Here is a 24250-nt window from a genome sequence, read left to right on the forward strand (position 1 = left end):
ATCAGCGGTACTCGGCTTGACCCAGATCACACCGAGTTGTGCTCACGCTGGATGCAGGCCTGCGATCAGCGGCGCACATGCAGCGACAATAGACGGCAAGATCTGGCTTTTTTTGGTTGGACCATCGCGGTGTCGCAAGCAACTGGGACTTCTTTGGGGCCGATCTCGCCCGCGACTTCAGCCGTCAGTTTGCTGCCCAGCAGATAGTTCCCTTCCCGCGGCACGGCCGGCAGCCCAAATTCGATCACGCTGACGCCATCTTCCCCTTGCTTGCGAGAGACCTGTTGCAGCGGCTTCTTTGCCGATGCGACCATAGCGCCGGTTGTTGCGTCGAAGACGTACGCATGAAGCGTTCGATTTGTCGGGTAGTCGTCCGGAATCTTGATCGGAATTTCGACCTTGAGCGGATCGGTTGTGCTCAGCGGCAATACTCCCGCATTCGGCTTTTTGTCCGCTACTGCATTCGTAACGTCGAGGAATGTTGGCTTCGGCATGTCGTTGAGCGCTGCCCTATATCCAAACTCATTCGGGTCCGGCGTCATGTCGCTCGGACCGCATTGTCGGCTTCCCCGCTCGGAGGACGTGAACTGGCAGACGCGAACGTAGTCGATCTTGAACGTCTGCGGGAAAGCCGCGTCATCGATCCCATGCCGGCCGGCCCAGGCTGCTCCGCCGATGGCGTAATTGAGATCAATGTGCGCCGGCGGCCCCAGTTGGCCATCCTTCCTGAGCCACTGGTACATGCGCGTGTAGACGAGACGGCCGTCCCAGAAGAACGAGATGCGGTCGGGAGCCCAAACGAAGCCGGCAATATGCCAGTCCTTGTTCAGATCCTCCTTGCTGACCAAGTCCTGAAACCGGAGCACGAACGAGCTGTCCACATAAGTGTAGGACTGCGGCGTCCACTTATCTTTACTCATGGCATTCGAGTGCAGCATGTTCGGCTTGTCTTCCACGCCATTGATGACGTACTCGAAAATGTCGATCTCCGGCGGATGCCAGAACTTTCCATCGATGTCGTAATCGGCCTCGAGCCAGAATGCCGGCCACGATCCCCGCGCATTCGGAAGAAAGACCCGGGCTTCATAGTAGCCGTAGTAGAATGTCTGATGGCTCCGGATCATCGCGGAATCGAACGTGTCGGTCCCCTCATTCTTCTTTGCAGTCAGGTTCAGCGCACCCTCGGACAACACGTGGTTGTCGCGGTAACGCTGCTTTTCGTCGTTGAACCGATCCATCGTCTCATTGTTATAGATGTACCGGGTGGCCCATTTGGTTCGATCAAGCTTGTCGCCGTTGAACTCATCCGAAAAAACCAGCTCCCAGCCAGCACACCAGGCCGGCGTTGCGGATCCGAGTGCAACGATTAGCGAGGCGACACAAAGGACTTGCTTGCCCACGGCTTCGATCATCAACGAGATCCTTTCGGTTCGGCTGTTGGCCCGGCCGGGAAACGCTGTGCCGGCCCAATGCGCAAGACGATGGCAGCGGTCACGCTGCCACGTCGCCGGCACAATCAAGCGCACGGCTCTGCGGCATTTCCCGAGTAGACAGTCAACTTGCGATCGTTTTGGGGCGGTGACTTGTCGAACAATCAAGAACATTTGACTGTTCCCCGATCAGGCTCCCTCCTTCGGTGCCGTCGAGTGCTTGACTGATCGGCCGGACCGCCGGTTTCGCTTGAGAGGTCCTGTCGAGCCGTTTTCGAATCTGTCCCGTCACCTTCACTTCAAGGAAGCGATGACTGATCGTCGCAACGATAAGCGACGGAGGAAGCGAGACCAGGAGGAAAAACAGTTGCGATCCGCTCCCCAATGCGTCGACGACGCCCGTTCGGTACATGATCAGCTTGACCCCGGCCATGACGATCGGCGGCCAGAGATAAAAACTGAAGCTGATCGTTCCCAGCCATTGCATCACCTGCCAACGCAGCATTCTTCCGAACAGCCCGTTTCCTCGGGACAAGCCAAGCAGGAAAATTGTCCCGAAGACGCCACCAAGGACAACAACTGGAAAAGCAGAGATCCAGTCATGGAATGACAAATATGCCGGCGTGACAAAGCCAACGTAGTCTGTTGCGCTGGCAAGCTCGAGGCCTCTCCAGACAGTCAGGAACAGCACGAAGAAGATCGCCGGGTACTTCGCCAGCGATTGCAACAGGGTCGACGATAGGTACTTCTCCGCAATGAGCACGCCACCGATCATTAGGAGCGCGCGGGGATAGTACACGAGCAAGATCAGCGAACTGACGGCCAATGCCAGCGCCAGCGGCCGACTGACGCCGCTGATCAGGAAAACGATGGCACATACTCCATAGAACAGGAATTCGTATCCGAGCGACCACGCGGCTGGATTTATCTGGATGATGTCGATGAATGGAGGCGGCGCCAACAGATTTGCCCCGACCAGCAGCAGACCTGGACCCTTTCCTGAAAGCCAGCCAAAAATCGCGATCGCGATCACGGTCGCCCAGAGCACAGGAAGAATCCTGGCATAACGATCAAGAATAAAAGTCATGACCGAGGATGCCCGATACAGGCTTGGCAGAATCACGATTCCACTGATGCCGAAGAAGAACTCGACACCGAATTTGCCGGTCTGCAGCGCTTCTCCCAACAGCCCCTTGGCAAAAAGATCGAACGTGGGCAGTCCGGAATGAACGACGTGATAGACGAATACCATGAGGCAAAACAAACCTCTGGCACCATGAACGTAAGGGTTAATTCTGGCGCTGGCGTTGTGTTCCATGTGGGAAGTCGCTACAGGCTCTAGTATAGAGGGTGAACAGCCTCACGAGGGAGACCAAGGTCGATCGCGATCGTTCCGCTGCGCCCAGACGCACCCACCAACCGAGGCGCCAAGAAACAGTAATCGACGAGTCCCAACATGGTGAGCCTCGACACATTCCCAGCCAGAACCTCGTCTAACAAGCGCGCTGCAGTAGCGTCAAGCGACGAGACCAACAGCGTCATTTTCGCGCATATCGCCTTCATTCTGTGCATTTGCATGCAGCGCTTCGGACTCCTCATCGGAACCGGACAGATCTTCTTTTCGCTGTTCGGATTCTTCGCGCTCGTCGCGTGGGGATGGCGGGTTGGCGTGGTGAGCATTCGCGGGCCGCAGACTCTCGCATTCGGACTCGTCGTCGTCTGGTTTCTCTTCAGCGCGGTCGCCGCAGCCGAATCTCCCGATCGCGGTGTGGAGACCAGCCCGGCATCACTTGCGATGGTTCTTGTCACGAATTCGCTCTTCCTGTTCGGACCCTCGACGAGATTCTCGAACCAGGCGGTCCTTCCCGTCTTCCTGTTCTATGTTCGCCTGTGCGCCGTTCTGGCGATCGTCCAGATCGTTCTTCAATTCGGCGGAATACGCATCTTCTCGTTCAAGGATGCAATCCCGGCGCTCGATCCGGTCCTCGTCGAGTCCGCCTACAATCAAAATGCGGTGGAATTTTATGGGTCGTTGAATCGGCGCGCGAACGGGTTTTTCCCGATGGAGCCCGGAGCGCTGTCCCAATTGCTCGCTATAGGTGTGGTCGTCGATGTGTTCATTTTGCGGCGACTTGCCTATCTTCCGCTATATGCCATCTCGTACGTGCTCACTCGGTCCGGATCGGGCCTCCTGGTGCTCGTCGTGTCCCTCGGTGTCTATCCCCTGATCGCTCCGCTCAAATCACTGCGGGTTATCGCCATCGGGGCGGCCGTTGCCTTGATGATCGGCACAACGTACCTCGTTGCACCGGAACCTTTTGATCCCATCGTTGGCAGGCTTGATGAATTCAGTTCAACCAAGTCGAGCGGCTATGCTCGCTACGTGGCGCAACTACAGACCTGGGACTATCTCTTTAAGACCGACAGAGTGCTCATCGGCTCGGGGCCCGGCGGATTGGAACGCTCGCCCGCCTACTTTGGCGGCAGCGGAAATCCCGTTCTCAAACTCGTCGCGGATTACGGGATTATCGGGCTAGTGATTTTCCTGTTCTATCTCATCCTCTCGATATTCAGGAAAGACAACTCGATGCTCGCATTGACGATGCTGGCGTGCTATCAGCTCGGCGGCGGCAATCTCGCCATGGCTCCATTCCTGATCATGATGGCGATGCTGTGCGTATGGTCGCAGCCGCCAGGCGCCGGCCTGACGTCGATCCGTCGCAAAGCTGCCGTCTGACCTGTCCCGGCCCTGCCCTGATCATCGAATGATGCGGAATCGGCCGAGCAACGCGCGTAACCATTTCGGCCGCTGGGCGGGCACGTAGCGCAAACTCACCAGGGCCCGACGGAAGTACTGCGGACTGACCAGGATGCAGAAGATCCAAGCCAGCAGCGATATGCGCTGCGATCTTGAGAAACCTTGCGGCGACGCAGCCGCCCCAAGCGCATCGACAGCGATGCTCAATGAACTATCCGCCGCGATTGGATGAAGGTCCGGCCGCAGCTTGAAGGACGCTATCCGCAAACAAAGAAATATCAAATTGCTCTTGAGCGCATCGGGCGCAACCGGCAGCCTCTCCATGCGCGCGACCTCGGAAAAGAACTTGTACCGCCTCCGCGTGAGGTCGATCTCTCTCGCAAAGCGGGTATCGTCGAGTTGAAGGAAAGCCCCATGATTGAGGCCGTGCACGCGATAATCCGCCAACTGTTTGGTGATCGTCACGATCTCGCCACAGGCAGGAGCGGCCGCCAAAAGATAGCTGTCCGGAGCCCGATCAACGAAGTCGGACTCAAAGCCGAAGACACGCTCGACAAACCATCTCGGGTAGGCATTTCCTGACCCGGGCGGCGTCGGATAAGCGCCGGTGGTTGCCATCCACTTGCGGACATCCTCCGAGGACGGGCAGGAGAAGTACTGCGGCAGGACATTTCCGGTCGGCTGCCCGTCGGCATCGATCACGCGCATCTGAAACTGATATTTGCTCGCGGCTTTGGACCAGACAGATACTATCTCCGTCATGACATCAGGATGCAAGGCATCGTCCGAGTCGAGAAATATGATGATATCGCCGGACGATCTGCGAAAGCCGTTCACACAGGAGGTCATCTGCCCGGCGTTCGCTTGGCTGATGATTGTGACTTCGCCTGCAAATTCGTTGATGACGTCGAGTGAATGGTCCGTCGACCCGTCATCGACGACGATCACCTCGACCTGCGGCCATCGTATGTCCAGCGCGCTGCGGATCGCGAATCCCACGTAAGCTGCGTAATTGTGGTTTGGAATGACGACCGAGAGGCGCGGCAGAATTGCCGGTTCGACGTCCGGCAACACAGCGTGTCTTGGTATCTCCTTCAACATTCGCCCGCCTAGAATACTCTCGTTGTAAGTAGGTCGCACGACGGTCGACAGAACATCACAGTCGACGGACGTCATCCAATCCCCGAACGTGCAGCCTCTAGCACGTGTTTTCAAGCGCAAGGAAGAGGCAATTCTCCCCCTGCAAGCTCGGGAACCATTTCACCTGTCATTCTGTTGCCGCAACTGCAACTCTATCCTGCCGCCAACAATTGCGGCTTGTTTCGAGAGCTGGCCCCAACCATCATGGATGTGCAGAGCAGTGAAGATGCACGATAACCGATCTAGGCGCTCAGACGGTTATGTGGCGATATGTGCAGCGATCGCTGCATCGCTCCTCGCAACGACGGCCGATGCTCAAACTTCCGGCTTCGGCCGTACATCTCCTCCGATGTATGGCGGCTCCGGCATTTCGACTCGGCCTTCGAGTTCGATTCGACCGATGGAAGGTACTTTCGCGCCAAATCACACGACAGTGGACGGAAAGCTTTGTATATCAGTCAACCCGTTGACGCATCCACAAGCCAACAACCCCAAGATCATCGAGCAGATTGTGCTGGTTCAAAACATTTGCGGTCAATCGATCAGGGTTCGGGTTTGCTACGCGGGAAGTTCCGATTGCATTGTCGTTCCGCTCGCGGGCTACCAGAAGTTGCAACGCGTACTGGGGATTGCGGCCGGATCGACGAGCTTTCAATTTGAGTATCGCGAGCTCTATTGACGTCATTCAGACGAACATCCTCTGGTTGAACGCTCACAAGACATGTGGGCGTTGCCGCTTGAACCAAGCCACCGCATTCGGGATCGCCAAGATGGAACTGATGACTCCGCGTTCGCACGTGCTGCCTATAACGATCTTGTTATCGCCGTATCAAAAACGCACGACTAGCCAATTGCTGCCCCGATTTGCCCGCTTCATTGATATCCAGCAGCGAAAACGCTGGCGGGCGCGAGCGGGCGTGCTGCGCCTCAAGCGATCCCTTGTCCGGCAGGCACAACTCTTGCAACGAGGGGGCGTGCAGTTTTTCCAATGCGCACGCTCGATCACCAGCAAGCCTTGACCGAAGTTCGTCGCAGTAGATTCACCACGTTCACTCACGTTGACCCTCGCGCACATGTCCCATCCCACCCAGGCTATTGTATTCGGAGGCGCAGGCTTCATCGGTACACATCTGATGACGCGGATGCTCGCTTCCGGCCGCTACGACCGGATCGTCTCAGTGGATATCGGGAAGCCCAGGGCTCATGTCGAAGGCGTCGAATATGTCCATCACGATGTCCGTGAGCCAATCGAGCCGAAGCTCGGCGGCGGGGTGCCTTCCGACATCTTCAACCTGGCCGCGGTCCATGTCACCCCGGGTCATCCGGACGGAGACTATTATTACACAAACGTGCTAGGTGCGGTGCACGTCTGCCGATTTGCGAAAGAAACTGGCAGCCGGAATATCGTCTTTACCAGTTCGATATCGGTCTACGGTCCGACGGAGACCCCACTTACCGAAGATGCGACGCCGGTCCCGGTCAGTGCCTATGGACGTTCCAAACTCTCGGCCGAAGCAATCCATCGTCTGTGGCAGTCCGAGGACCCGGACAGGCGGCTGACCATCGTGCGCCCCGCCGTCATCTATGGGCGCTACGAGCGAGGCAATTTCACGCGATTGTCGAGGCTTCTCGAGAGGCGGGCCTTCGTCTATCCCGGCCGAACCGACACCATCAAGTCGTGCGGCTACGTAAAGGACCTGGTCTCATCGATGCTCTTCATGGCCTCTCGCAACGACAGCCTGTCGATCTACAATTTCTGCTATGAACACCGTTACACCATCAGCGAGATTTGCTCCGCCTTCTCGCAAGCTGCCAAATACCCCACGCCGACAATGACGATCCCGGTGTGGCTCATGAATCTCGCCGTGCTTCCATTCGAGGTGCTGCAGGCTGTCGGGATCAAGACCGGCATCAATCGCGATCGGATCAAGAAGTTGTGGTTTTCTACGAACATTCTGCCGAAGCACCTGATCGCAAGCGGGTTCAAGTTCGACTACGATCTCGCAAGCTCGCTGGTGGATTGGAATCGGGAATCCTCCATCAAGGATTTTGATTGAGGTCTCGTGCTTGATGTGCCCAATCGAGCGGAGATTCATCGGTTGGAACTCCAAGGCCGACCCTCGCCACCATAGCGGATGCGCTGAGACCAGACTGGTTGCGTTCCGGCGTATCGTGCTCGGTCGTAACCGCGATAGCGTGATCGCCTGGCCTGTGGCAGTTGCTCGATCCCCATGCTCGTCCGTCACACTCAGGCCGATATTGCATCGCAGAATTCGCGGCCGGTCGGGCGCTGTTCCACCGGGTCGGCACGCGGGATTCCCGGCAACCTGCCCAATTCGTGGGCGAACAATGATCTTCTCAGGCGGCGTAAATTGCGCAGGTCTAGAAAGTCGCTTTTTTTGGCAAAGTTGACGGAGATGGCATTATGACGATTTTACGGCGAGCGGCACCGACAATGGCCCAGCAGCGTTGCCGAAACTTTCTCTGACAACAACGTGCCGAACGATCCGACTAGGTGTTTCGCCGAGGCTTCGATGGGAATGGTCAACTCTCGAGAGTCGCGATCTCGATCACGCAGCCGGCATGTCGAATTCTGCCAACGTGCAACTTCTACGCGGCAATTTGCAATTCACGAATTCAGCGCGGCGGCAAGGCCAGCCTGATGCCGCATTCACAGAGATTTAGGTAGGCGGGCCGGATGCTTCAAAAGATCACATCTCGCGAGATTGAAACCGCTGCGCCAGAGACTCCATCGCTGGAGCAGACCGTCTCCTCTGCGCTTGCGCTGGTGAGCCGCCAGTATCCAGTGATGATTTTCACGCTGCTCCTGTGCATCTGTCTTGCCGGCGTTTACGTGTTCACGGCCCCGAAGCGATATACCGGAACGGCCATCCTGATGATCGACAGCCGCAAGATGCAGGGCCTGCAGACGCAAGCGCCCGCGAGCGGCGCAGACAACCCGATCGACTCGGCGATGGTCGACAGTCAGGTCGAACTTCTCAAGTCCGAAGCGATCGCCTCCAAAGTCATCAAGGACCTGAAACTTGCGGACTCATCAGACTTCATGAGCGACGGTGGCGGATTGCTCAGCAGCATAAGTACCGCGATTACCGGAATATTCTCCGAGCCGACCCCGCCCACGGAGGAGCAAATACTGCGCGCGGCACTCGCCCGCTTTGCGAGCGGCCTCAGCATCAAGCGCGTCGGCGTGAGCTATGTTATCGAGATCTCCTTTCAGGCATTATCGCAGGAGCTAGCAGCGCGGATCGCCAATGCGGTCGCCGACGGCTATATCGTGGACTCGTTGGAATCGAAATATCAGGCCTCGAGACGGGCGGCGGTATGGCTGCAGGACCGATTGAAGGAACTGCGATCGCAGGCGTCTTCCGCTGAACGTACCGTTGCGGATTTCAAGGCCAAGAACAACATCGTGGACGCCGGCGGGCGACTGCTCACCGAGCAGCAACTCGCTGAAATCAACACTTCGCTGACGGCCGCGCGTAGCCAGCGTGCGGAGGCACAAGCCAAGCTCGAACGTATCACCGCGATCTTGAATGCGGACAGCGACGATTCCAAGGTCATTCTGAATGACCTGGCGACGGTGAGCGAGACGATGGCGAACCCGGTCATCACCAAATTGCGCCAGACCTATCTCGAGTACGCGGCCAAGCAGGCCGATTGGTCGAACCGGTATGGATCGACACATTTGGCGGTTGTCAATTTACGCAACCAGATGCGTGAAATCCGACGCTCGATCATTGACGAACTGCGACGCACGGCCGAGGTCTACAAGAGTGACCTTGAAATTGCCAAGGCGCGCGAAGAGTCCAGCCAGAAGAGCTTGAACGATACGATCGCGGTCTCGAATAATACGAGCCAGGCCCAGATCATCCTGAGAGATCTGGAAAGCAACGCTCAGAGCGCCCGCGCATTGTCTGACAACTTCCTACAACTGTACATGGTCTCGGTTCAGCAGCAGTCGTTCCCCATTACTGAAGCGAGGGTGATCAGCCAGGCCGCGTCGACTCTTCCCAACAAGACGTCGCCAAGAACGACACTCATCCTGCTTGCGGCGATCGTGGGCGGGTCGATTCTCGCAGCTCTCGTCGCAATTCTGCTTGATATGATGGATCGCGTCTTCCGTACCGTTTCGCAGGTCGAGCAGTTCGTGGATACCCGCTGTCTCGCTTCAATTCCAGTAATAGAACAGGGTGCCATTAAGGCGAGTTCCGCTCAATCGGGCAAAGCAACCTGGCGATTCGCCAAACGCGACAAGCTCAAACCGCAGCGGGCCTCACCGAGTCACGGGGGATCCGGCACGACGTTGCCACTCCACGGGGCCGCGCCCGGGTTCAGCCACCAGCAGTTGCATCACGGCCGTCTGCTTTCAATTGAGGATAGCGTCGGGCGGCACGTGATCAATGCCCCGTTTTCACGCTTCGCAGAGGGATTTCGGTCGATCAAGCTAGCCAGCGATTTTGCGAATTTCGGTGCAGGGTCCAACAAGGTCCTGGGGATTACCTCCGCTCTTCCGAACGAGGGAAAGTCAACCGTCAGCGAAGCGCTGGCCCAGACCTTAGCGCAAAGCGGGTGCCGTACGCTGCTGATCGATGGCGACATCCGCAACCCAAGCCTCACCGCAAGGCTTACGCCGGCTGCGCAGGAGGGCTTGATCCATGTCGTCATCGGTCAAGCCGACTGGCGGAACGTGGTCTGGATCGACCCGCAGACAAATCTACATTTTCTTCCTTGTGCCATCACATCCCGCTTCTCGAATTCGAGCGACCTGCTGGCCTCGCAACAGATGGAAGACCTGTTCCAGCAACTACGGCAGCACTTTGATCGCATCGTCCTCGATCTTAGCCCGCTGGCGCCGGTGGTCGACGTTCGGGCGACCAGGGGCCTGGCTGATTCCTATATCCTCGTCATCGAATGGGCGAAGTCGAAAATCGATATCGTCGAGCGCGTGCTGGGCGAAACCCCGGTTGTGCGCGAGCGGATGCTCGGTGCGGTTCTTAACAAGGTGAACGTGTCGGTGATGAGCCGCTACGATACGTACGGCGCAGCCTACTATCGCAATCGATACTACAAGAGGTATGGCTACGTCGATTGACGACAGATGCTTGTCCGGAGCGGTGGGCAGCGCTTGCAGGACTTTTGGCAGGGCCCTTGGATGCAAACATGAATGATTTGGCGCTAGCGCATGTTAGGTCAGCGCTTCTGATGGCGCACTCAGTTCTGCTCGGTGCTGGTCTCGTGATGACGGCGGCTCCCGGCCGAGCCGAGCCCGTGCGTCCGGGCATTCTGAACTGCGGGTCTGGCATCAGCGCCGAGCAGCGTCGACGTTGCGACGAAGAGGCGTTCAAGCAGATCGAGTCCGGCAGCCAATCGACACAGCTTGAGGGCGGATGGCGACTGGTGAAGAGCAAAAATCCCGACGGCGGAGCCGATGCCATTTCGGTGATGCATGTCGTCGATAGTGCCAAGTCGGATACGCGCCTTGCTGGACTGAGCTTGCAATGCGGGAAGGGTGGCCTCGAAATTGTCCTCATTGTACTCGAGCCACTGTCGCGCTCGGCACGACCGAACGTAACCCTCATAGCAGGAGAGAAGCGCGCGGAGTTCCAGACATCCGTGGTCCAGGGCGGCGTGTCGCTCCTACTACCCGCCGACGCCTCGAAGCTTGCTGCAAGCGACTGGCAAACCGCAAACGAGCTTGTTGTTGAAATTGGGACCACACCGAGCGCGATCCACGGCGCGGTGCCGATGGCCGGACTGGCGACGGCTCTGCGTTACTTGTCGCAGTACTGTTATGCTCGACAGTTTTAGCCGGTCACGGAACTGTCATGCCGGGCGAATCCCGCAAATCGATTGCATGTGACCAGTTGGCAAGATGCGTTGTGATGATGCGTCATAGTGGCAACTATCCGGCCATCCATCACCGAGACGACGGTGATGTTGCATGCTCGGCTATGCAACACGAATCGGTGTCCCGCTTGTGCAATGCTGCACTCCATTCCCGCTCCCACATCTCACGGTTCCTCGGTTGCTCATCGCTTCCTGGCTTTTGATTGCATTGGTGGCCGCGACTCCGATCTTGGCCATCACAAGCGGCTCTTTCGCACAGCATGTGATTTCACTTGCTGCTGCGATGATGATGGCCATGGCAATAAGAGGTCCGGAGGCGCAAATCGCATCGGCCGCGCAGTTGCTGAAGCAATTTCTCCTTATAATCTTGCTTCCGGTCGTCTGGATGGCGTTGCAAATCTTTCCGCTATCTGCTTCTTCGCTGGCGAACCCGATCTGGTCCGCGACTTCGATCGCATTGAATCAGCCATCGCTGCCGGGGCGCATCAGCGTTGATCCCGGCGCAACGTTGCAAAGCCTGTTCCTCTATCTGGTTAATGTGTCGCTCCTGGTGTCGACCGTCATCATCACCAGGGATCGTCGTACGGCCGAGACGATTCTGTTCGTCTTGAGCGCAGTGACGACCTTCATATCATTCGAGTTCCTACTTGGCCGGCTCGATTCATTCGCCGGAATTATTCCCTCGACAGGCGCGAGGAATCTGTTTCCGGCAGCAGCCGCTCTTGCGATATTGACAAATGGCGCGCTCGTCGCCCGGGCACTCGAACGCCACCTGCACCAGCAGAACATCCACAATCTGGCCTCACCCCGACTGTGGGTCGGCGTTTTCTGTGGCCTATTAGGCATTGCAGTCGCATTGGCCGCACTTGCGGCCCTCAAACAACACAAATTAGTGGTGGTTACTGGCTGCGGATTGATGGTCCTCGTGTTCATAGCCGCTGTCCGGCGCTTGGGATTTCGGTCTTGGCCTTCGGCGCTATTGCTCTTTGTCCTTGCAGCAATGACCAGCGCGATGGCTGTGCCGCACTCTCTATCCGGAGGCTTGGGCCTCCTTGGATTCGTCAGCCTCCCCCCGGAAGCAGCTTCGCCAGCAAAGCACCTGCTCTCTGATGCACCGATGTGGGGGAATGGTCTCGGAACCTTTAGGCTGACTTCGAGAGCCTATCAGGAGTTCGGCGCTGCGCTGGCGGACCCTCCCTCCACCGCAGTCTTGATGGCTGTCGAGGCGGGAAGATTGGCGAGCGCCATCCTGGCAGTCTTCGCCGCCCAGTTCTTCCTCGTTAGCTTTCGCGGCGCCGTTCGGCGAGGACGCGATTCCTTTTTTGCGGCCGCCGCGGCCGCCGCCGTGGTCGTTGTTCTGTGCGAGAGCTTTCTTGATTCAAGCCTCTCAAATCCCACCATTCAAGCGATCGTGGCGGTGATGGTCGGAGTTGGACTCGCGCAATCGATGGGACGGACCAGCGGCGCCCAACCAGGCGGCGGCACGGCTGTTACATTGAACTAATGCATCGAAAATGAGTTCATCGGGCATCTTTCGCATTCTCTTGATGGCGTTGGCCGTGACGGTCGGATCCTATGCGATTGTGTCGGCCGTAGCGGAGGTGACGGCGCTGGGGCGGACAACATTTCCCGCAGATGCGGCCGAGATTGGGGCGCGATGGACTGGAGACGCGCCTTCATTGTTGGGAACGCGCTCGCCGTTTGGATTGGAGCTGGAGCACAACCATGCCTTCTTCGGCGCGCTGCAGACAATTGAGTCCGGTCAGCAAAGGTCCACGATCCTGCGATCAATAGCGCGTACCGACGCTCTCAGCCGGGTCCCGCGGACGCTGTCGACCTCTCCTTACAATCCTGAACTATGGCTGGCGCTAGCGCTACTTCAGGTCCAGCGCGACCCGCACGATCCGGTCGTGGCCGAGGCCCTGAAGATGGCATATTTCGTCGCACCAAACGACGCACGATTGATGCCGACGCGGGTCAGCATTGCTACCCGTTTCGACGCACTCGCCCTTCCCGATGTCAAGGACCTCGTACGCAATGACGTTCGGCTCATCCTGATGCGCCGACCTGGGTCGAGATCGACACTCGTGTCCGCTTATCGTAGGGCATCAATTCTGGGCAAGGCTTTCCTGGAAGATGCAGTTGAATCGATCGACCCGTCCTTCCTGGCGACACTGCGCAGTTGAACATCCGCTTCGCCTCGAACGCCGAGCGATCCTGCGCAGGGCGCTTCCTGCGACTTTGCGCTCGCGCGATCCATGGTTCCAGCGCCGACCGTAGTCGTACGGAGTCCACAAACGACGACCATTATCGTAGCGGATTTTGCACGGATTGACGGAGGCACGCGTGAGATCGAGATCGAGTATCTCGGGAGCTCGTCGGCTGGAAGGCGCCGGCCGACACCCCACGCGGTTTTGCACCCTTCCCTTTTGAGGTTCCGAGGGTTAATCTAACCCCATACTTGAACTTGCATTTCGGTGGGACTGGATGACGGTACTTGCCATATTAAGCATCTGGCTGCTGCTCAACGTTTTATTCGTGCTCATCGTGGTTCCTGCCCGCGGGTCGCGATCGCGGCTCAACAGGTCAGGAAGGATCCTTGCGCCGGCCCCGATCGAAAAGCATCAAGACCAGTTCGATCACAACGAACAATTCTCCCTTCGCCACGCTCTCGGATCACTCGCAACGGGAGTCATTTTTGTCCTGATGCCCCGGCTACGGGAGGCCGTCGTGCGGCTCTGGAACAGGATGCGTAGGCATAAGACCTAAGACTCTCGCCTCAATCCGCATCTAGCTCAGCGCTATGAGTCTGCGCCGCGCCACCACGGCCACGTGCGCTGATCTAGTACGCCTCCTGGGAAATGACGGTAGCTGCCGTGCGCGCCATGATTTTCAGGTCGAGCCAAATGCTCCAATTCCTTACATACCAAACGTCATATTCTACCCGCTTTTCCATCAGGTCGATGGTCGGCGTTTCGCCCCGGAAACCGTTAACCTGAGCCCAGCCTGTGAGGCCCGGCTTCATGTGGTGGCGGTATACGTAATTGCTGATGATCTCGTCGTAATAGTTGTCGTGGGCAAGCGCATGTGGGCGCGGTCCGACCAACGACATGTCGCCGCGCAGCACGTTCCAGAGCTGGGGCAACTCGTCAATGCTGGTCATCCGGAGGAAGCGCCCAATCCTCGTGACGCGTGCGTCCCTCTTGGTTGCCTGAGCAATCGAATGACCATTTTCGCACACGTACATGCTGCGAAATTTCCAGATGTCAAACGGCTTGCCGTTGAAGCCGCGGCGCGACTGCCGAAAGATCACGCGCCCAGGCGAATCCAGCTTGATCAGAATGGAGACGGTGATCAGCACCGGCGCCAGGGCCACTAGCGAAAACAACGCCAGACCGATGTCGAGGCAGCGCTTCTGGAGACGTTCAAACACGCTGAGCGGTGGTCGCTGAATCTCGATTGCCACCGTGCCGCTGACCGGCAAAAACGGGCGCGATACCAGATCAGCGATCGAATTATCCGGCAGGAGACGGATCGGCTGTGGTACAGCGCGCAAGTGCAGTTCGAGTTGCTGCAACAATGGCAGCTCGTTCCAATCAACCGCCAACAGGTACTCCTCGACATCTGCTGCACGGGATTGGAGAATGACGTCGCGGATTTGCCTCTCCCAGCCGGTCCCATGGCTGTTGGCGGGAAGCACGAAATGGCAAACCACGTCGAATCCGTTCTTGCGCAGGTCCTTGAAACGGCTCGAGGTGAAATCAAGCGGCTTCAGGCTGAGCAGGGCAACCTTGCGATCGACCAATCGACCCTTGGCAAAGCTCGTGCCGAGCACCCACTGCCACGCGAAGCGCAGGCTGAGCAACCCAATGCCGCCGACTCCGGTGAAGATGAGGAACGTGCCGCGGGACAGATTGTCCGACGATTTCAATAGAAACGCAGCAACCGCAAGGAGTGTCAGTGATACCAGCCAGATGATCACCGCTTTGCGCAATTGCCAGACCAGACTAAGCAAGCGGTGCGTTGCATACACACCCTGAAAATAGGCAATTGCAACGAACAGTGCGCTGACGATCAGTCCGGCACCAATGGGCGCTCCGTCTCCAGATGACGGCGTGGCGACCTTATAGAGTTCCGACGCCAGCGCGTAGCAGAGCAAGATCAGCAAAACGTCGGCTGCGATGACGAGGAGCTGAAAAGGCTTCTGAAGAGCCGTGCCCCGTGCGGAGGACACATACGTGCTATCAGAGCTATAAGTGGCAACAACCATTCGATCCTCTACGTGTGGAGAGTGCCTGGCGGTCATTGTGGATTTACCGCTTCCCGAACGAAGGGTGTTAAGTGATCGCAGCGACATTGTGGCACTGCATGCAAAACTTTTGCGATGCACGAATGACGTGTCGCGTCGAAATGCGGATCGACAAATCGACGCGCTGAAAATCTCGTCACAGTGCTCACATATCAGCGACGGGCTGCCGTATTTGGAATCAAGTTCCATATTGTAATGATGCTTTGCAGCCACGCGAGCGCGTCTTCGCTCATCTTTGAGGCCAATCCTGCCGCGAAGAGCGCGAGACACTTGCGGGAACATGGATGTTCTACCTGCGGATGCTTCACGAAATTTGCACTGAGGCATGCATCTTTGCCGCGCTATGCAGCTCAGCGCTGCAATTTCGGCGGACCGGTCTTCTTGGAACCCGTCGCGACAGGAAAGGCACCAAGTTCCGCCCTTCTTTTGGCGTGATCAAGCCGGAGAACGAGGACGCTACTCATCCACTGCACATTGTTCGCATCAGATGGGGAGTGCTCAGGTGCCGGACTTGGGGAAATCTCGACCACCTGATCGATTGTGCGCCATGATATCTTTCGCCCGACGACGTCGGTCCATCCACAAGCCGCACCTGCCGGAGGGAGTTCGCATCTATGCGATCTCGGATATTCACGGCTGTGCGCATCTGCTCCAGCCGATGTTGCGGGTGATCGACGCCGACGTTGCTCGCAGTCGCCCGTGCTATGCGATCGAGGTTTTCATGGGCGATTACATCGATCGCGGCCCGGATACGCGCGCCACCCTCGACATCCTGGTCGAGCGGAGCAACCGGGGCAATGCGGTCTTCCTCAAGGGTAATCACGAGGCATTTCTGGTAAGCGTGTTCGAAGACCCTTCACTGTTCGAGGACTGGATTGCCGTCGGAGGGACCCAGACATTGATCTCTTACGGGCTCGCCCCGCCGGATCTGAAGCGCGACGAGCCGACATCGATCTTGCGTGATTTGATTCGCGCAATGCCGACTGAGCATCTGGAATTCCTGGACAATCTGCGGCTGAGCTTCACGTGCGGGGATTTTTTCTTCGTGCATGCGGGCGTTCGACCGGGCGTGCCGCTATCCGAACAGCAGGAGAACGATCTTTTGTGGATTCGCAAGGAGTTCTTGGAGAGCAAAAAGCATTTCGGCAAGTATGTCGTGCACGGTCACACGCCGGTGCGGAGCGCCGATGTACGAAATAATCGCGCCAACATCGACACCGGCGCCTATGCTACCGGCAATCTCACGCTGATGAGTATCCAGGGAAGCAGCATGCTCGCGGTGTGACATCGCGGCAACCGCCTGCCACCAACGCGCGAGACGGCTTCCAAGTGAAACGGCCGGCGGTCGCACGTTTCCAATCAACTTCTAGTTAAGCCCTATCGTTCTCTCCCGCCGCGCACGCGTCTGGGCCATCCAGTCACTCCAGGCTCGCTCGTGCTTGACGTAGAGCTCCACCCAACGTTCGCCATGCCTGGCCTCGCGGACCCGCGCCGCCTCGCCGAGCATCTCGGCGCCGGGACGGGTATCCGGCTTGTCCAGTGCCTCGAACTCGATCGTTTCCGATATCGTCAGACCGACCAGCACGCGCTGTCCGGCGCAGTCCACGATATAGCGTCGCGGGGCATCCTTCTTGGGCTCACTCATGTCATCATGTCCCATCGGTTCGGTGTGAAGCTGGATGCCGCCATCGAACGGGACGATGCCTAAAAGGCTCGACGGGCGTGGCCGAACGTCGAGGTCGGAGCGGCGGCCCGCGACGCCCGGCGCGAGGCGCCGCTGGATGAGTTCACAGCTCTTCGTTCGACGCGCCACGCGCGCAGCGCGTATCCGAGAATGAGGCCAGCGCCGAAAATGAAAGCGGAGACAAACGTAGAAGTCATGGGAGCGTCCTGGATCGTGCGTCTCCTATCAAGAGTGAGCAGTGTGTCGACATCATGGTTCGAGAGGACTCGGGGGCGCCGAAAAAATGTTCAAGGTTCGGTCTCCTTTGCATGCATGCCGCGTGCGTGCCAAAGCTGCCGACCTCTGCCTGATCTCGTCTCGGCCGGCGGTGATCATCGAACACTCTCTAGATATGGCGACCACATATCCAAGAGACGTTCTCGCAGCCCGATGCATCAAGGCCCGTCGCGGTCGGGCCGACGCGCCTCGGCGAGACCATGCGCCCCCGCAACCGGAAATTGGGCGTCAACCGGCCAGCCCGTACCCTTGCAACCATCCGGAACCCGTCGCATTATCGCGCATCGCATTTGATGAGGGATTCAATCCAATGAACTTCCGGCCCCTTATTCCATCCATTGCCCTGTCTGCTCTCGGCCTCACCCTGGCGACATCCATGGCGCCGGCCGCCGAGCTCGCACTTGCTCCGTCACACCGGGCGGCCGCCGTCCAGGGCGGGCTTGTGCTGTGGGATGATGTTTACCCGCCGGCGGTCTATGGCCCGCAGCTTCGTCCTGCCGAGGAGGTCGCGGCCATGAAGGCACAGGCACGGCCGGTATCCCAGCGCTGGTGGGGATATTGGTACGTGCGGTAGACGCGCCGGCGCGGTCGGAGCCGCGCTTCGTTCAATCGTGAACCGCCGCAATGTGGGCAAAAGCTGGCGGCGGTTTCGTTTGTCCATCCCGCTAACGGCGCGGCGCCGATGGGGTGACCTGAATGCGCTGCGGCCCACAGTGCAGGGCCCGATGCATTAGATTGTCAGCTACGGCTCTCCGATCTCGACGGCCTTCGACCGATCCGGGATCGGTTCTTCTTACGGCTGATTATTTGGCGGCCTTTCAATGAAGCGCCGGCTGCCGTTGAGAAGCTCAAGGTTATTCGCGATAACCGGGTTGCCTGGATCGAGCGAATAGGCCTTCTCAAACTTTCGCCGCGCCGCGCTCAGATTGCCGCGGAGCATGTACGAATATCCCTGGTCATTCAGGACTTGCACAGTTTCGCCGCCGAGCCGGATCGCTCGGGCATAGGCTTGGTCAGCCAGATCAAACCGACGTATCCGATCATAGCTCGCCGCGAGTCCAATCCAGGCCGTCACGTCCTTCGGCGATTTCTCGACAGCATCCCTGAAATAGCGATTAGCAATTCCGTAACTGCCGCGGTTGAAATGCTCCAGCCCCAGCCGTACCGGCTCGTCCGACGGATAATATTTGACATCTGTCGGCTCCTGCACGGGGTCCCCGCCAGGCGGCTCGACGGGAGCCACGACAGCAGCCTCCCTGAGCGTCTGATCGCACCCCGCAAGGCCTATCCCCAACCAGCAACAGGTCAGCATTAGAATGAGACGCCGCATAAACCTTAGTCCCCCGCGCGGCCCAGCAGACTCACTGCACCGTTCGTAAAAAAATCACCACCAATTCTACTTACCAAAACCAGTTACCTATTCGCCGCGCCACCAACCGGCACTGATACTCCAGCAGTCGATCCAGCCCCCAATCCTTCTATGTTGACGTTCTGGGTTGGGGCAGTCCGCACGCCCATTTGTTTCGTCGCATCGCCAATGTCGGGAAGCTGATCCACCGGCTGCTTCGTGTTGCCATAGCGCGTTACGGCGGCACCCACGCGCCGGGCGTCGTAAGCGATCCTGCGATCACCGACGTTGCGCGGCCACGGATGGATGGTGTGGGTGACGGCGTTGACCTCCTTGGCGTTGCCGGCACTCATCGTGATGGTGTCGGAACGCTGGAAGTAGCGGTCCACCTCGTCATGACCGGCGACCCCGTAACAGCCCCCGAGCAGGAGCGGCGCGAACAGAGCCAGATACCTGATGGTCATCTCCCGCTTCCTTCTCAGTTGAGCGTTTTCACGACCGGCTGGTTCGCAGCGGCCGGTGCCGGAATGGTCGCAGTGACCTCGGGAGCGATGATGTGACCATAGGGCCCTTTAACGTCGCCGCCGGAGTTGACGTAGTCATTGTAACGCTTGCGGACTTCCATCTGGCCATTGAGGAAGAAATCGACGTCGTTGGCTGGAAGGCGGGAGTCGAGCGGCGACGCCAATTGCTGACCGGGTGCGGCCGGCGCGACCAGGCGCGGCGTCACGATGATGACGAGATCGGTTTCCTCCTGCTGGTACGACTTGCTGCTGAACAAAGCTCCCAGCACAGGCACCGAGCCGATCCAGGGCAACTGCGAAACGTCCTGACGGTTGCGGGTTTGCAGCAAGCCGGCGATCGCAAAGCTCTGGCCGTCCCGCAGCTCCACCGTGGTGCGTGCATCGCGGCGGGTCAACGCCGGAACTGTCGTCCCCTGAATCGTCACCGCATTGGCGAAATCAAGCTCGCTGACCGACGGCTCGACACGAAGATTGATCACACCGCGCGAGAGCACGGTGGGCACAAAGGCCAGTTCGACACCGAACTTCTTGTAGTCGATCGTGATGGTCGGAAAGCCGTTCGCCGTCGTGTTCGGTATCGGCACCGGAAATTCACCACCCGCCAGGAAGCGCGCCGCATCGCCGGAAAGCGTAGTCAAGTTCGGCTCGGCCAGCCGGCGCGCCAATCCTTTGGTCTCAAGCGCTGAGATCAACAGGTCTACCGAGCCCCCATTGCTCGTTCTGACGATGCTGGTCAATAAGCTTCCGAAAGGGACCGGAGCTATGCCGCCCGCGGTTCCTAAGAGCGTTCCTACCGTTCCGAGTATCGGAAGACTGCCCGCTGGATTTGCGCCAACGGCAGTGCTGCTGGGACTAAGTGCGCTAGTATTGCCGGTGGTAGGTACCCTAGTAAGACCATTAACGCCGCCGATGGGTGCCCGCCCGACGGCCGTTGTTGAACCAAGACCGGTATTCCCCACGTTGGTGCCATTAGCATTCGCCGCATACAGATTGACGCCCAGGTTGCGGCCGGCATCCCGGGTGACCTCGAGAAAGCGCACCTCCAGCATCACCTGCTGCGGCGCCGCGACACTCATCGCGTTGACGACAGTGCCCCCCTTCGCGACTGTGCTGGTGGCGATCGCCATGGCCCGCTCGGCTGTAACCGCATCGGCGGCCGTTCCGCTAAGCACCACCTGGCCCTCGGAAGCCGAGACGCGGATCCCGTTCCCGCCAGTGCTGCTGCGGATGTTCTGCTGGAGATTGCCGGTATCGATCACGACTTCGACGTCGAGGATGCCGATCTGCTTCATCGAGGAATCGAGCAGGATGACATTGGTGGTGCCGGTCTGCTTGCCCTGGACGTAGATCAGGTGATCGCTGAGCGACTTCACGTCCACAATATCAGGCGAGCCGGCCACGATAGTTGCGAAAGCCGTATCGACCTTGAAGGTACGTGACTTGTTGACGACCACCTTGACCCGCTGGACGTCGTTCATTTCGCTGACGAAGACGCCGCCGGAGGAGCCCCGCCGGTCTGCCGCCGTCGCGCGGTCAGCGGACGCAAAGGAGGCGAGCGCAGCGCCAAGCCCCATCACGCTGAAGGCGAGAAGCCCCCCTATCCTACCCGAAATGCGACCGCCACCCATTCGAGTCCCCCCACTGCGATCCGCGGCATCTCCGCAAATCTACGCGCTCGATATCCCCGACAGTTCCCCTCTGCGCACCACGTCGCAGAGCTTACAAGTTGTCCAACTACAATTCGTTACTTCGCGTTTCCAAGATCATCGTCCGTCATGCTGCCTGCTTGCAAGAAGAGAAGGTGACCTCACAGCCTCAAGTGGCAAAGAAAACTTTGCAATGTTGCCACCGAGCATCATTTCCTCTGGTTCCGTTGTCGAATGTCGCTGGCTGAAACGGATGGAGATGCCAACGCGCTCGCCAGCTCGACCGGCGTAGCTGCGAGGCGGCGTTGGGCAAAAAGCGTAAGGTATGCTGCCATATTGGGTTGGACCGAGCCGTCCTCGGCATTGTCGCCGTCCCTTGGGCGGTCGGGTTGCCTCATGGGCTGATGCTCGGGAGGGCTAAAAGGGAATTTGCGTTGACGCGCTCGGCGCATTGAGTGTCGTACCCCATATCGGCATCAGCATGGTGAAGCCTGCTTGAGAAGCAGTCACGGTCAAATTGCTGCCGCTGGCTGCCACGCTCAGCGTCGGCGTGAGACCGCCGCGATACAGGAACGGCGCTGCATTCTGCTTTGCGGTCGTGGACATGGGATCGCCCGCGCAGCTTGACGGCGACTGAGGCGGGCTTTGAAGCATGGCAGGCGTGTAGCAATTGATCATGACCGCTCGGGCCCCGGCGCTCGCGAGCGTCCGCAAGGACTGCATCGTGATCGCATAGCGTCCGAGATCGAAGATGGCGAAGATCAACATGAAAAGGGACACGAAGGCGAGGATGAATTCGAACGATGCTATGCCGCGATTGTCGAGCATTCTCATCATTGCACCAAAGCGACCATTTGAGTGTAGACGATAGTCGACGGAGCACACCCCTCCGTGCTCAAGTAGGCGCCGCCGCTCATGTCGAGTGTTTTGGCGATCACCTGCGAACAGGTCGTATTGGCGCTGGCAGTCGTTCCAGCCCAGCTAACGTCGACCTTGGGGAAATACAGGGCCCCGCCCAGACTAACTTGACCGCCACCGTTGATGGTGACCTTGTTGCTGGTCTTGGTCGGAGCCTGATCATCGATCAGGACGCCATTCAGATCAGAAGAGAACGCGTTCGTAGCAGGTGCAGAGAGATCAACGGTCCCCCCGTTGATGGTAAGCTGCGAGTCTCCGAGCAAGACGAGGGTTACGCCTGTGCCTTTCAGTTCTCCGCCGGTCATTTTTATATTTGCTTTGTAGAAGAAGTAAGTTCCTGGGTCCAAAACGTACTTGTCCCCGTTCTGGATCGTGAAACTACCGTAAGCTCCAGTCCCCGCGCTATTTGGCGCGCAATGCTTCCACCCATCCGCCTGAAGGGTGCATGGCATGTTTGTATTGCCAGTCCTGCTGTTGAACGATTCCGTATCCAGTTTACTGAGCGGATTGCTCGCATACGTCATGAAGTAGTTGTGCGGCACGCCAAGACTGCTGCAGGTGCCTGACGGGGTGCAGCCACTGACGCCATAAACCGCCCATCCCGAACCGGTGAAAGATGGAGTGCTGGCAAGTTGGACACTCGTATCCGACATCAGCGCGCATCCAGTTCCGTTGTTGCTGAGGCTGCCGGCAAGCTTGAGTGCGCCTGAATCAGGTCCAAGCGCGAGAACGCACGCCTTGGTCGGCTGCTGCACCAGCGCAATAGCTTGGGCGGGAATGCTGACGGTCGTCAAACCCAGTACTGCAGACAAGTACGCCGGTTGCTGTTGGCTGACCCTGGCGCGCACCGCGTTGCCGGTACCTGTTGGGGGCGTTGTGAACGTGCCCGCACTGTAGGTGCCGATATCGATCTGCACGGCTCGCGAGACTCTGATCGGAAGGCTGGGCGGACACTGGTTGCCGGGATAAGGCGTGCTGTCTTTCGGACTCGAGTTGCAAAACCCGTTCTGTGCCGCGAATTCCTTCCCACGATAATCCACCGATTGTACGTCGCAGGCCGCTCCAGCCATCGTGCATGAAAGTCGCAAGGCGCCCGAGAAGGCTGCCGAGTCGGCGGCGTTCTGTGCGTGCTTGTGGGTGACGTACCACGAACCGGCCTCGACCCCGAGCGCGACGACTCCGATGAGCGGCACGAGGGCGATGACGGTTGCGAGTGCGGCCGAGCCTCGTCGGGAACGGAGCGGATTACGCATGGAAACACCTACTGGAAGCGCTCTGAGTAAGACAGCGTGTATGTACAACTGCTGGGACAGAGCACCGACGTCAACACAATCGGCGCCAACGTGACGGTCGTCGAAAACGTAATGTACTTGGGAGAAGCAATATTGCCCGGCGAGCAGGCAGCACCGGCGTCTCCGCATAAGACCTGGATGTTGCCGATCGCATGACCTGCAACCGTTGTCTGAAGCCCTGACCTCCAGGTCACCGTGCCGTCGGGGCCGAGCGGATTATAGTACTGAACATATTGCCCGAAGGACCGCAGCGCCGACCACGCGGAGATAAACCGGAAACCCGCGGCAGCGACGTCGGCGAGCGGCATCAGCAGGCTCGCCACCATGAAAATGTAGACGATGACTGTCTCGAACGCGACGGCGCCGCGCTGATCGGCGATGAAGGACCCTCTACGGCCACGCATAGCGCTCACCAAACGTAAGGAATCACTCGCCAACGTGATGCTTCGTAACTCGAATACTCAGGGCAATTGCGCCGAAGCAGGTCTTCTTCGTAAAGGATTCGGCAGACCTGAATGCCTATATGCAGGACCAGTACGATCACCGTAACCGGTGTCAGATATTGCAGCACGACGCCCAGCACCACGATTTCTTCTGCGACATAGAGCGGGTGCTTGATCCATCGATACGGGCCGGTCTGAACCACCGAGCGCGCCTGCGGCACCAGGCTGAACGACCGACCCAGATGTCGGATCGTGACAAGCATCATGATCGTGCCGACCAGCACGCAGGCCGTCGATGCCAGGTTGGGCAGCGTGTCGTCGGTTTTGCCGAGGAAGCTGATCGTCCAAGGCAGATAGCTGCCGACGAAGGCAGCTATTCTTGGAAGCAGGCCGTCTGCATGCGCCTTTGCCGGTGAGCGCGTCATGATCAACAACGCCAGGAGCATGTAGAAGATGCCAAGGCAAAAGCTCGACAAGAGCGAGGGCCATGGATCGGTCAGCGACGCCCCGATTCTGACGGCGACGCAAAGTGCCAGCAACAAGAACCACGTGCTGCCGAGCAGCCGCATGATCCGGTCGTAAGATCCGTTCCTAGAGAGGGCAATTGTGCTCAT

The 24250-nt window shown here is 58.6% G+C and carries 22 protein-coding genes; 10 read left to right on the top strand and 12 right to left on the bottom strand.

Annotation, left to right across the window (positions count from 1 at the left end; genetic code table 11):
• Positions 1–65 precede the first annotated feature (65 nt).
• Both N2604_RS33570 and N2604_RS33575 read right to left on the bottom strand, forming a co-directional pair.
• The gene (locus tag N2604_RS33570; protein ID WP_260372249.1) at positions 66–1412 is read right to left on the bottom strand and encodes a glycoside hydrolase family 16 protein; all 1347 of its coding nucleotides are present in this window, start codon (positions 1410–1412) and stop codon (positions 66–68) included.
• A 142-nt stretch (positions 1413–1554) separates the two neighbouring features.
• The gene (locus tag N2604_RS33575; RefSeq protein WP_260372250.1) at positions 1555–2748 is read right to left on the bottom strand and encodes an acyltransferase; all 1194 of its coding nucleotides are present in this window, start codon (positions 2746–2748) and stop codon (positions 1555–1557) included.
• Positions 2749–2886: 138 nt separating this feature from the next.
• On the opposite strand from N2604_RS33575, the gene N2604_RS33580 reads away from it, so the two are divergent.
• Positions 2887–4167 (top strand): hypothetical protein, encoded by a 1281-nt coding sequence (locus tag N2604_RS33580; RefSeq protein ID WP_260372251.1) that lies wholly within the window; start codon positions 2887–2889, stop codon positions 4165–4167.
• A gap of 21 nt (positions 4168–4188) precedes the next feature.
• On the opposite strand, the gene N2604_RS33585 is transcribed toward N2604_RS33580, so the two are convergent.
• Positions 4189–5289 carry a glycosyltransferase family 2 protein gene (locus N2604_RS33585; RefSeq protein ID WP_260372252.1) on the bottom strand — a complete coding sequence of 367 codons (1101 nt, stop codon included), beginning with the start codon at positions 5287–5289 and terminating at the stop codon, positions 4189–4191.
• 439 nt (positions 5290–5728) lie between these two features.
• On the opposite strand from N2604_RS33585, the gene N2604_RS33590 reads away from it, so the two are divergent.
• The 7 genes from N2604_RS33590 to N2604_RS33620 all read left to right on the top strand — a co-directional run bounded on the left by N2604_RS33590 (position 5729) and on the right by N2604_RS33620 (position 13382).
• Positions 5729–6007, top strand: coding sequence for a hypothetical protein (locus N2604_RS33590; protein WP_260372253.1), 279 nt, complete (start codon positions 5729–5731; stop codon positions 6005–6007).
• Positions 6008–6065: 58 nt separating this feature from the next.
• Positions 6066–6347, top strand: a complete 282-nt coding sequence (locus tag N2604_RS33595; protein WP_260372254.1) for a hypothetical protein — start codon at positions 6066–6068, stop codon at positions 6345–6347.
• Between the two features lie 54 nt (positions 6348–6401).
• The gene (locus N2604_RS33600) at positions 6402–7385 is read left to right on the top strand and encodes an NAD(P)-dependent oxidoreductase (protein ID WP_260372255.1); all 984 of its coding nucleotides are present in this window, start codon (positions 6402–6404) and stop codon (positions 7383–7385) included.
• Between the two features lie 641 nt (positions 7386–8026).
• On the top strand, positions 8027–10441 hold the full coding sequence (locus tag N2604_RS33605; RefSeq protein WP_260372256.1) for a polysaccharide biosynthesis tyrosine autokinase: 2415 nt from the start codon (positions 8027–8029) through the stop codon (positions 10439–10441).
• Positions 10442–10509: 68 nt separating this feature from the next.
• On the top strand, positions 10510–11157 hold the full coding sequence (locus tag N2604_RS33610) for a hypothetical protein (protein ID WP_260372257.1): 648 nt from the start codon (positions 10510–10512) through the stop codon (positions 11155–11157).
• Positions 11158–11374: 217 nt separating this feature from the next.
• On the top strand, positions 11375–12700 hold the full coding sequence (locus N2604_RS33615; RefSeq protein WP_260372258.1) for a hypothetical protein: 1326 nt from the start codon (positions 11375–11377) through the stop codon (positions 12698–12700).
• 10 nt (positions 12701–12710) lie between these two features.
• Positions 12711–13382 (top strand): hypothetical protein, encoded by a 672-nt coding sequence (locus N2604_RS33620; RefSeq protein WP_260372259.1) that lies wholly within the window; start codon positions 12711–12713, stop codon positions 13380–13382.
• Positions 13383–14038: 656 nt separating this feature from the next.
• Here N2604_RS33620 and N2604_RS33625 read toward each other — a convergent pair.
• Positions 14039–15466: an undecaprenyl-phosphate glucose phosphotransferase gene (locus N2604_RS33625; protein WP_260372260.1), complete on the bottom strand. Its 1428-nt coding sequence runs from the start codon at positions 15464–15466 to the stop codon at positions 14039–14041.
• A gap of 586 nt (positions 15467–16052) precedes the next feature.
• Between N2604_RS33625 and N2604_RS33630 the strand changes: the two genes are divergently transcribed.
• A complete protein-coding gene (locus N2604_RS33630; RefSeq protein ID WP_260372261.1) occupies positions 16053–16790 on the top strand; it encodes a metallophosphoesterase family protein in 738 nt (245 codons plus the stop codon).
• A gap of 81 nt (positions 16791–16871) precedes the next feature.
• On the opposite strand, the gene N2604_RS33635 is transcribed toward N2604_RS33630, so the two are convergent.
• Positions 16872–17150: a hypothetical protein gene (locus tag N2604_RS33635; protein ID WP_260372262.1), complete on the bottom strand. Its 279-nt coding sequence runs from the start codon at positions 17148–17150 to the stop codon at positions 16872–16874.
• 625 nt (positions 17151–17775) lie between these two features.
• On the opposite strand from N2604_RS33635, the gene N2604_RS33640 reads away from it, so the two are divergent.
• On the top strand, positions 17776–18039 hold the full coding sequence (locus N2604_RS33640) for a hypothetical protein (RefSeq protein ID WP_260372263.1): 264 nt from the start codon (positions 17776–17778) through the stop codon (positions 18037–18039).
• A 219-nt stretch (positions 18040–18258) separates the two neighbouring features.
• Here N2604_RS33640 and N2604_RS33645 read toward each other — a convergent pair whose 3' ends face one another.
• The 7 genes from N2604_RS33645 to N2604_RS33675 form a co-directional block, all read right to left on the bottom strand.
• Positions 18259–18708: a tetratricopeptide repeat protein gene (locus tag N2604_RS33645; RefSeq protein WP_260372264.1), complete on the bottom strand. Its 450-nt coding sequence runs from the start codon at positions 18706–18708 to the stop codon at positions 18259–18261.
• A gap of 170 nt (positions 18709–18878) precedes the next feature.
• Positions 18879–19277: a hypothetical protein gene (locus N2604_RS33650; RefSeq protein WP_260372265.1), complete on the bottom strand. Its 399-nt coding sequence runs from the start codon at positions 19275–19277 to the stop codon at positions 18879–18881.
• Positions 19278–19291: 14 nt separating this feature from the next.
• Entirely contained in the window at positions 19292–20965 is a 1674-nt protein-coding gene (locus N2604_RS33655; protein ID WP_260372266.1) for a type II and III secretion system protein family protein, read from the bottom strand.
• 435 nt (positions 20966–21400) lie between these two features.
• Positions 21401–21811 carry a TadE family protein gene (locus N2604_RS33660; protein WP_260372267.1) on the bottom strand — a complete coding sequence of 137 codons (411 nt, stop codon included), beginning with the start codon at positions 21809–21811 and terminating at the stop codon, positions 21401–21403.
• Between the two features lie 5 nt (positions 21812–21816).
• Positions 21817–23154, bottom strand: a complete 1338-nt coding sequence (locus N2604_RS33665; protein ID WP_260372268.1) for a pilus assembly protein TadG-related protein — start codon at positions 23152–23154, stop codon at positions 21817–21819.
• Positions 23155–23162: 8 nt separating this feature from the next.
• Positions 23163–23597 carry a hypothetical protein gene (locus N2604_RS33670; RefSeq protein WP_260372269.1) on the bottom strand — a complete coding sequence of 145 codons (435 nt, stop codon included), beginning with the start codon at positions 23595–23597 and terminating at the stop codon, positions 23163–23165.
• Positions 23598–23602: 5 nt separating this feature from the next.
• Positions 23603–24250 carry an isoprenylcysteine carboxylmethyltransferase family protein gene (locus tag N2604_RS33675; protein ID WP_260372270.1) on the bottom strand — a complete coding sequence of 216 codons (648 nt, stop codon included), beginning with the start codon at positions 24248–24250 and terminating at the stop codon, positions 23603–23605.

Source organism: Bradyrhizobium sp. CB1015, assembly GCF_025200925.1.
Lineage (GTDB): Bacteria > Pseudomonadota > Alphaproteobacteria > Rhizobiales > Xanthobacteraceae > Bradyrhizobium.

Bases quoted from the DNA above. Each gene is read 5' to 3' on its own strand.
- N2604_RS33570 (WP_260372249.1), bottom strand. From the start codon at position 1,412: ATGATCGAAGCCGTGGGCAAGCAAGTCCTTTGTGTCGCCTCGCTAATC.
- N2604_RS33575 (WP_260372250.1), bottom strand. From the start codon at position 2,748: ATGGAACACAACGCCAGCGCCAGAATTAACCCTTACGTTCATGGTGCC.
- N2604_RS33580 (WP_260372251.1), top strand. From the start codon at position 2,887: ATGGTGAGCCTCGACACATTCCCAGCCAGAACCTCGTCTAACAAGCGC.
- N2604_RS33585 (WP_260372252.1), bottom strand. From the start codon at position 5,289: ATGTTGAAGGAGATACCAAGACACGCTGTGTTGCCGGACGTCGAACCG.
- N2604_RS33590 (WP_260372253.1), top strand. From the start codon at position 5,729: ATGGAAGGTACTTTCGCGCCAAATCACACGACAGTGGACGGAAAGCTT.
- N2604_RS33600 (WP_260372255.1), top strand. From the start codon at position 6,402: ATGTCCCATCCCACCCAGGCTATTGTATTCGGAGGCGCAGGCTTCATC.
- N2604_RS33605 (WP_260372256.1), top strand. From the start codon at position 8,027: ATGCTTCAAAAGATCACATCTCGCGAGATTGAAACCGCTGCGCCAGAG.
- N2604_RS33610 (WP_260372257.1), top strand. From the start codon at position 10,510: ATGAATGATTTGGCGCTAGCGCATGTTAGGTCAGCGCTTCTGATGGCG.
- N2604_RS33620 (WP_260372259.1), top strand. From the start codon at position 12,711: ATGAGTTCATCGGGCATCTTTCGCATTCTCTTGATGGCGTTGGCCGTG.
- N2604_RS33625 (WP_260372260.1), bottom strand. From the start codon at position 15,466: ATGGTTGTTGCCACTTATAGCTCTGATAGCACGTATGTGTCCTCCGCA.
- N2604_RS33630 (WP_260372261.1), top strand. From the start codon at position 16,053: ATGATATCTTTCGCCCGACGACGTCGGTCCATCCACAAGCCGCACCTG.
- N2604_RS33635 (WP_260372262.1), bottom strand. From the start codon at position 17,150: ATGAGTGAGCCCAAGAAGGATGCCCCGCGACGCTATATCGTGGACTGC.
- N2604_RS33640 (WP_260372263.1), top strand. From the start codon at position 17,776: ATGAACTTCCGGCCCCTTATTCCATCCATTGCCCTGTCTGCTCTCGGC.
- N2604_RS33650 (WP_260372265.1), bottom strand. From the start codon at position 19,277: ATGACCATCAGGTATCTGGCTCTGTTCGCGCCGCTCCTGCTCGGGGGC.
- N2604_RS33655 (WP_260372266.1), bottom strand. From the start codon at position 20,965: ATGGGTGGCGGTCGCATTTCGGGTAGGATAGGGGGGCTTCTCGCCTTC.
- N2604_RS33660 (WP_260372267.1), bottom strand. From the start codon at position 21,811: ATGCTCGACAATCGCGGCATAGCATCGTTCGAATTCATCCTCGCCTTC.
- N2604_RS33665 (WP_260372268.1), bottom strand. From the start codon at position 23,154: ATGCGTAATCCGCTCCGTTCCCGACGAGGCTCGGCCGCACTCGCAACC.
- N2604_RS33670 (WP_260372269.1), bottom strand. From the start codon at position 23,597: ATGCGTGGCCGTAGAGGGTCCTTCATCGCCGATCAGCGCGGCGCCGTC.
- N2604_RS33675 (WP_260372270.1), bottom strand. From the start codon at position 24,250: ATGAGCACAATTGCCCTCTCTAGGAACGGATCTTACGACCGGATCATG.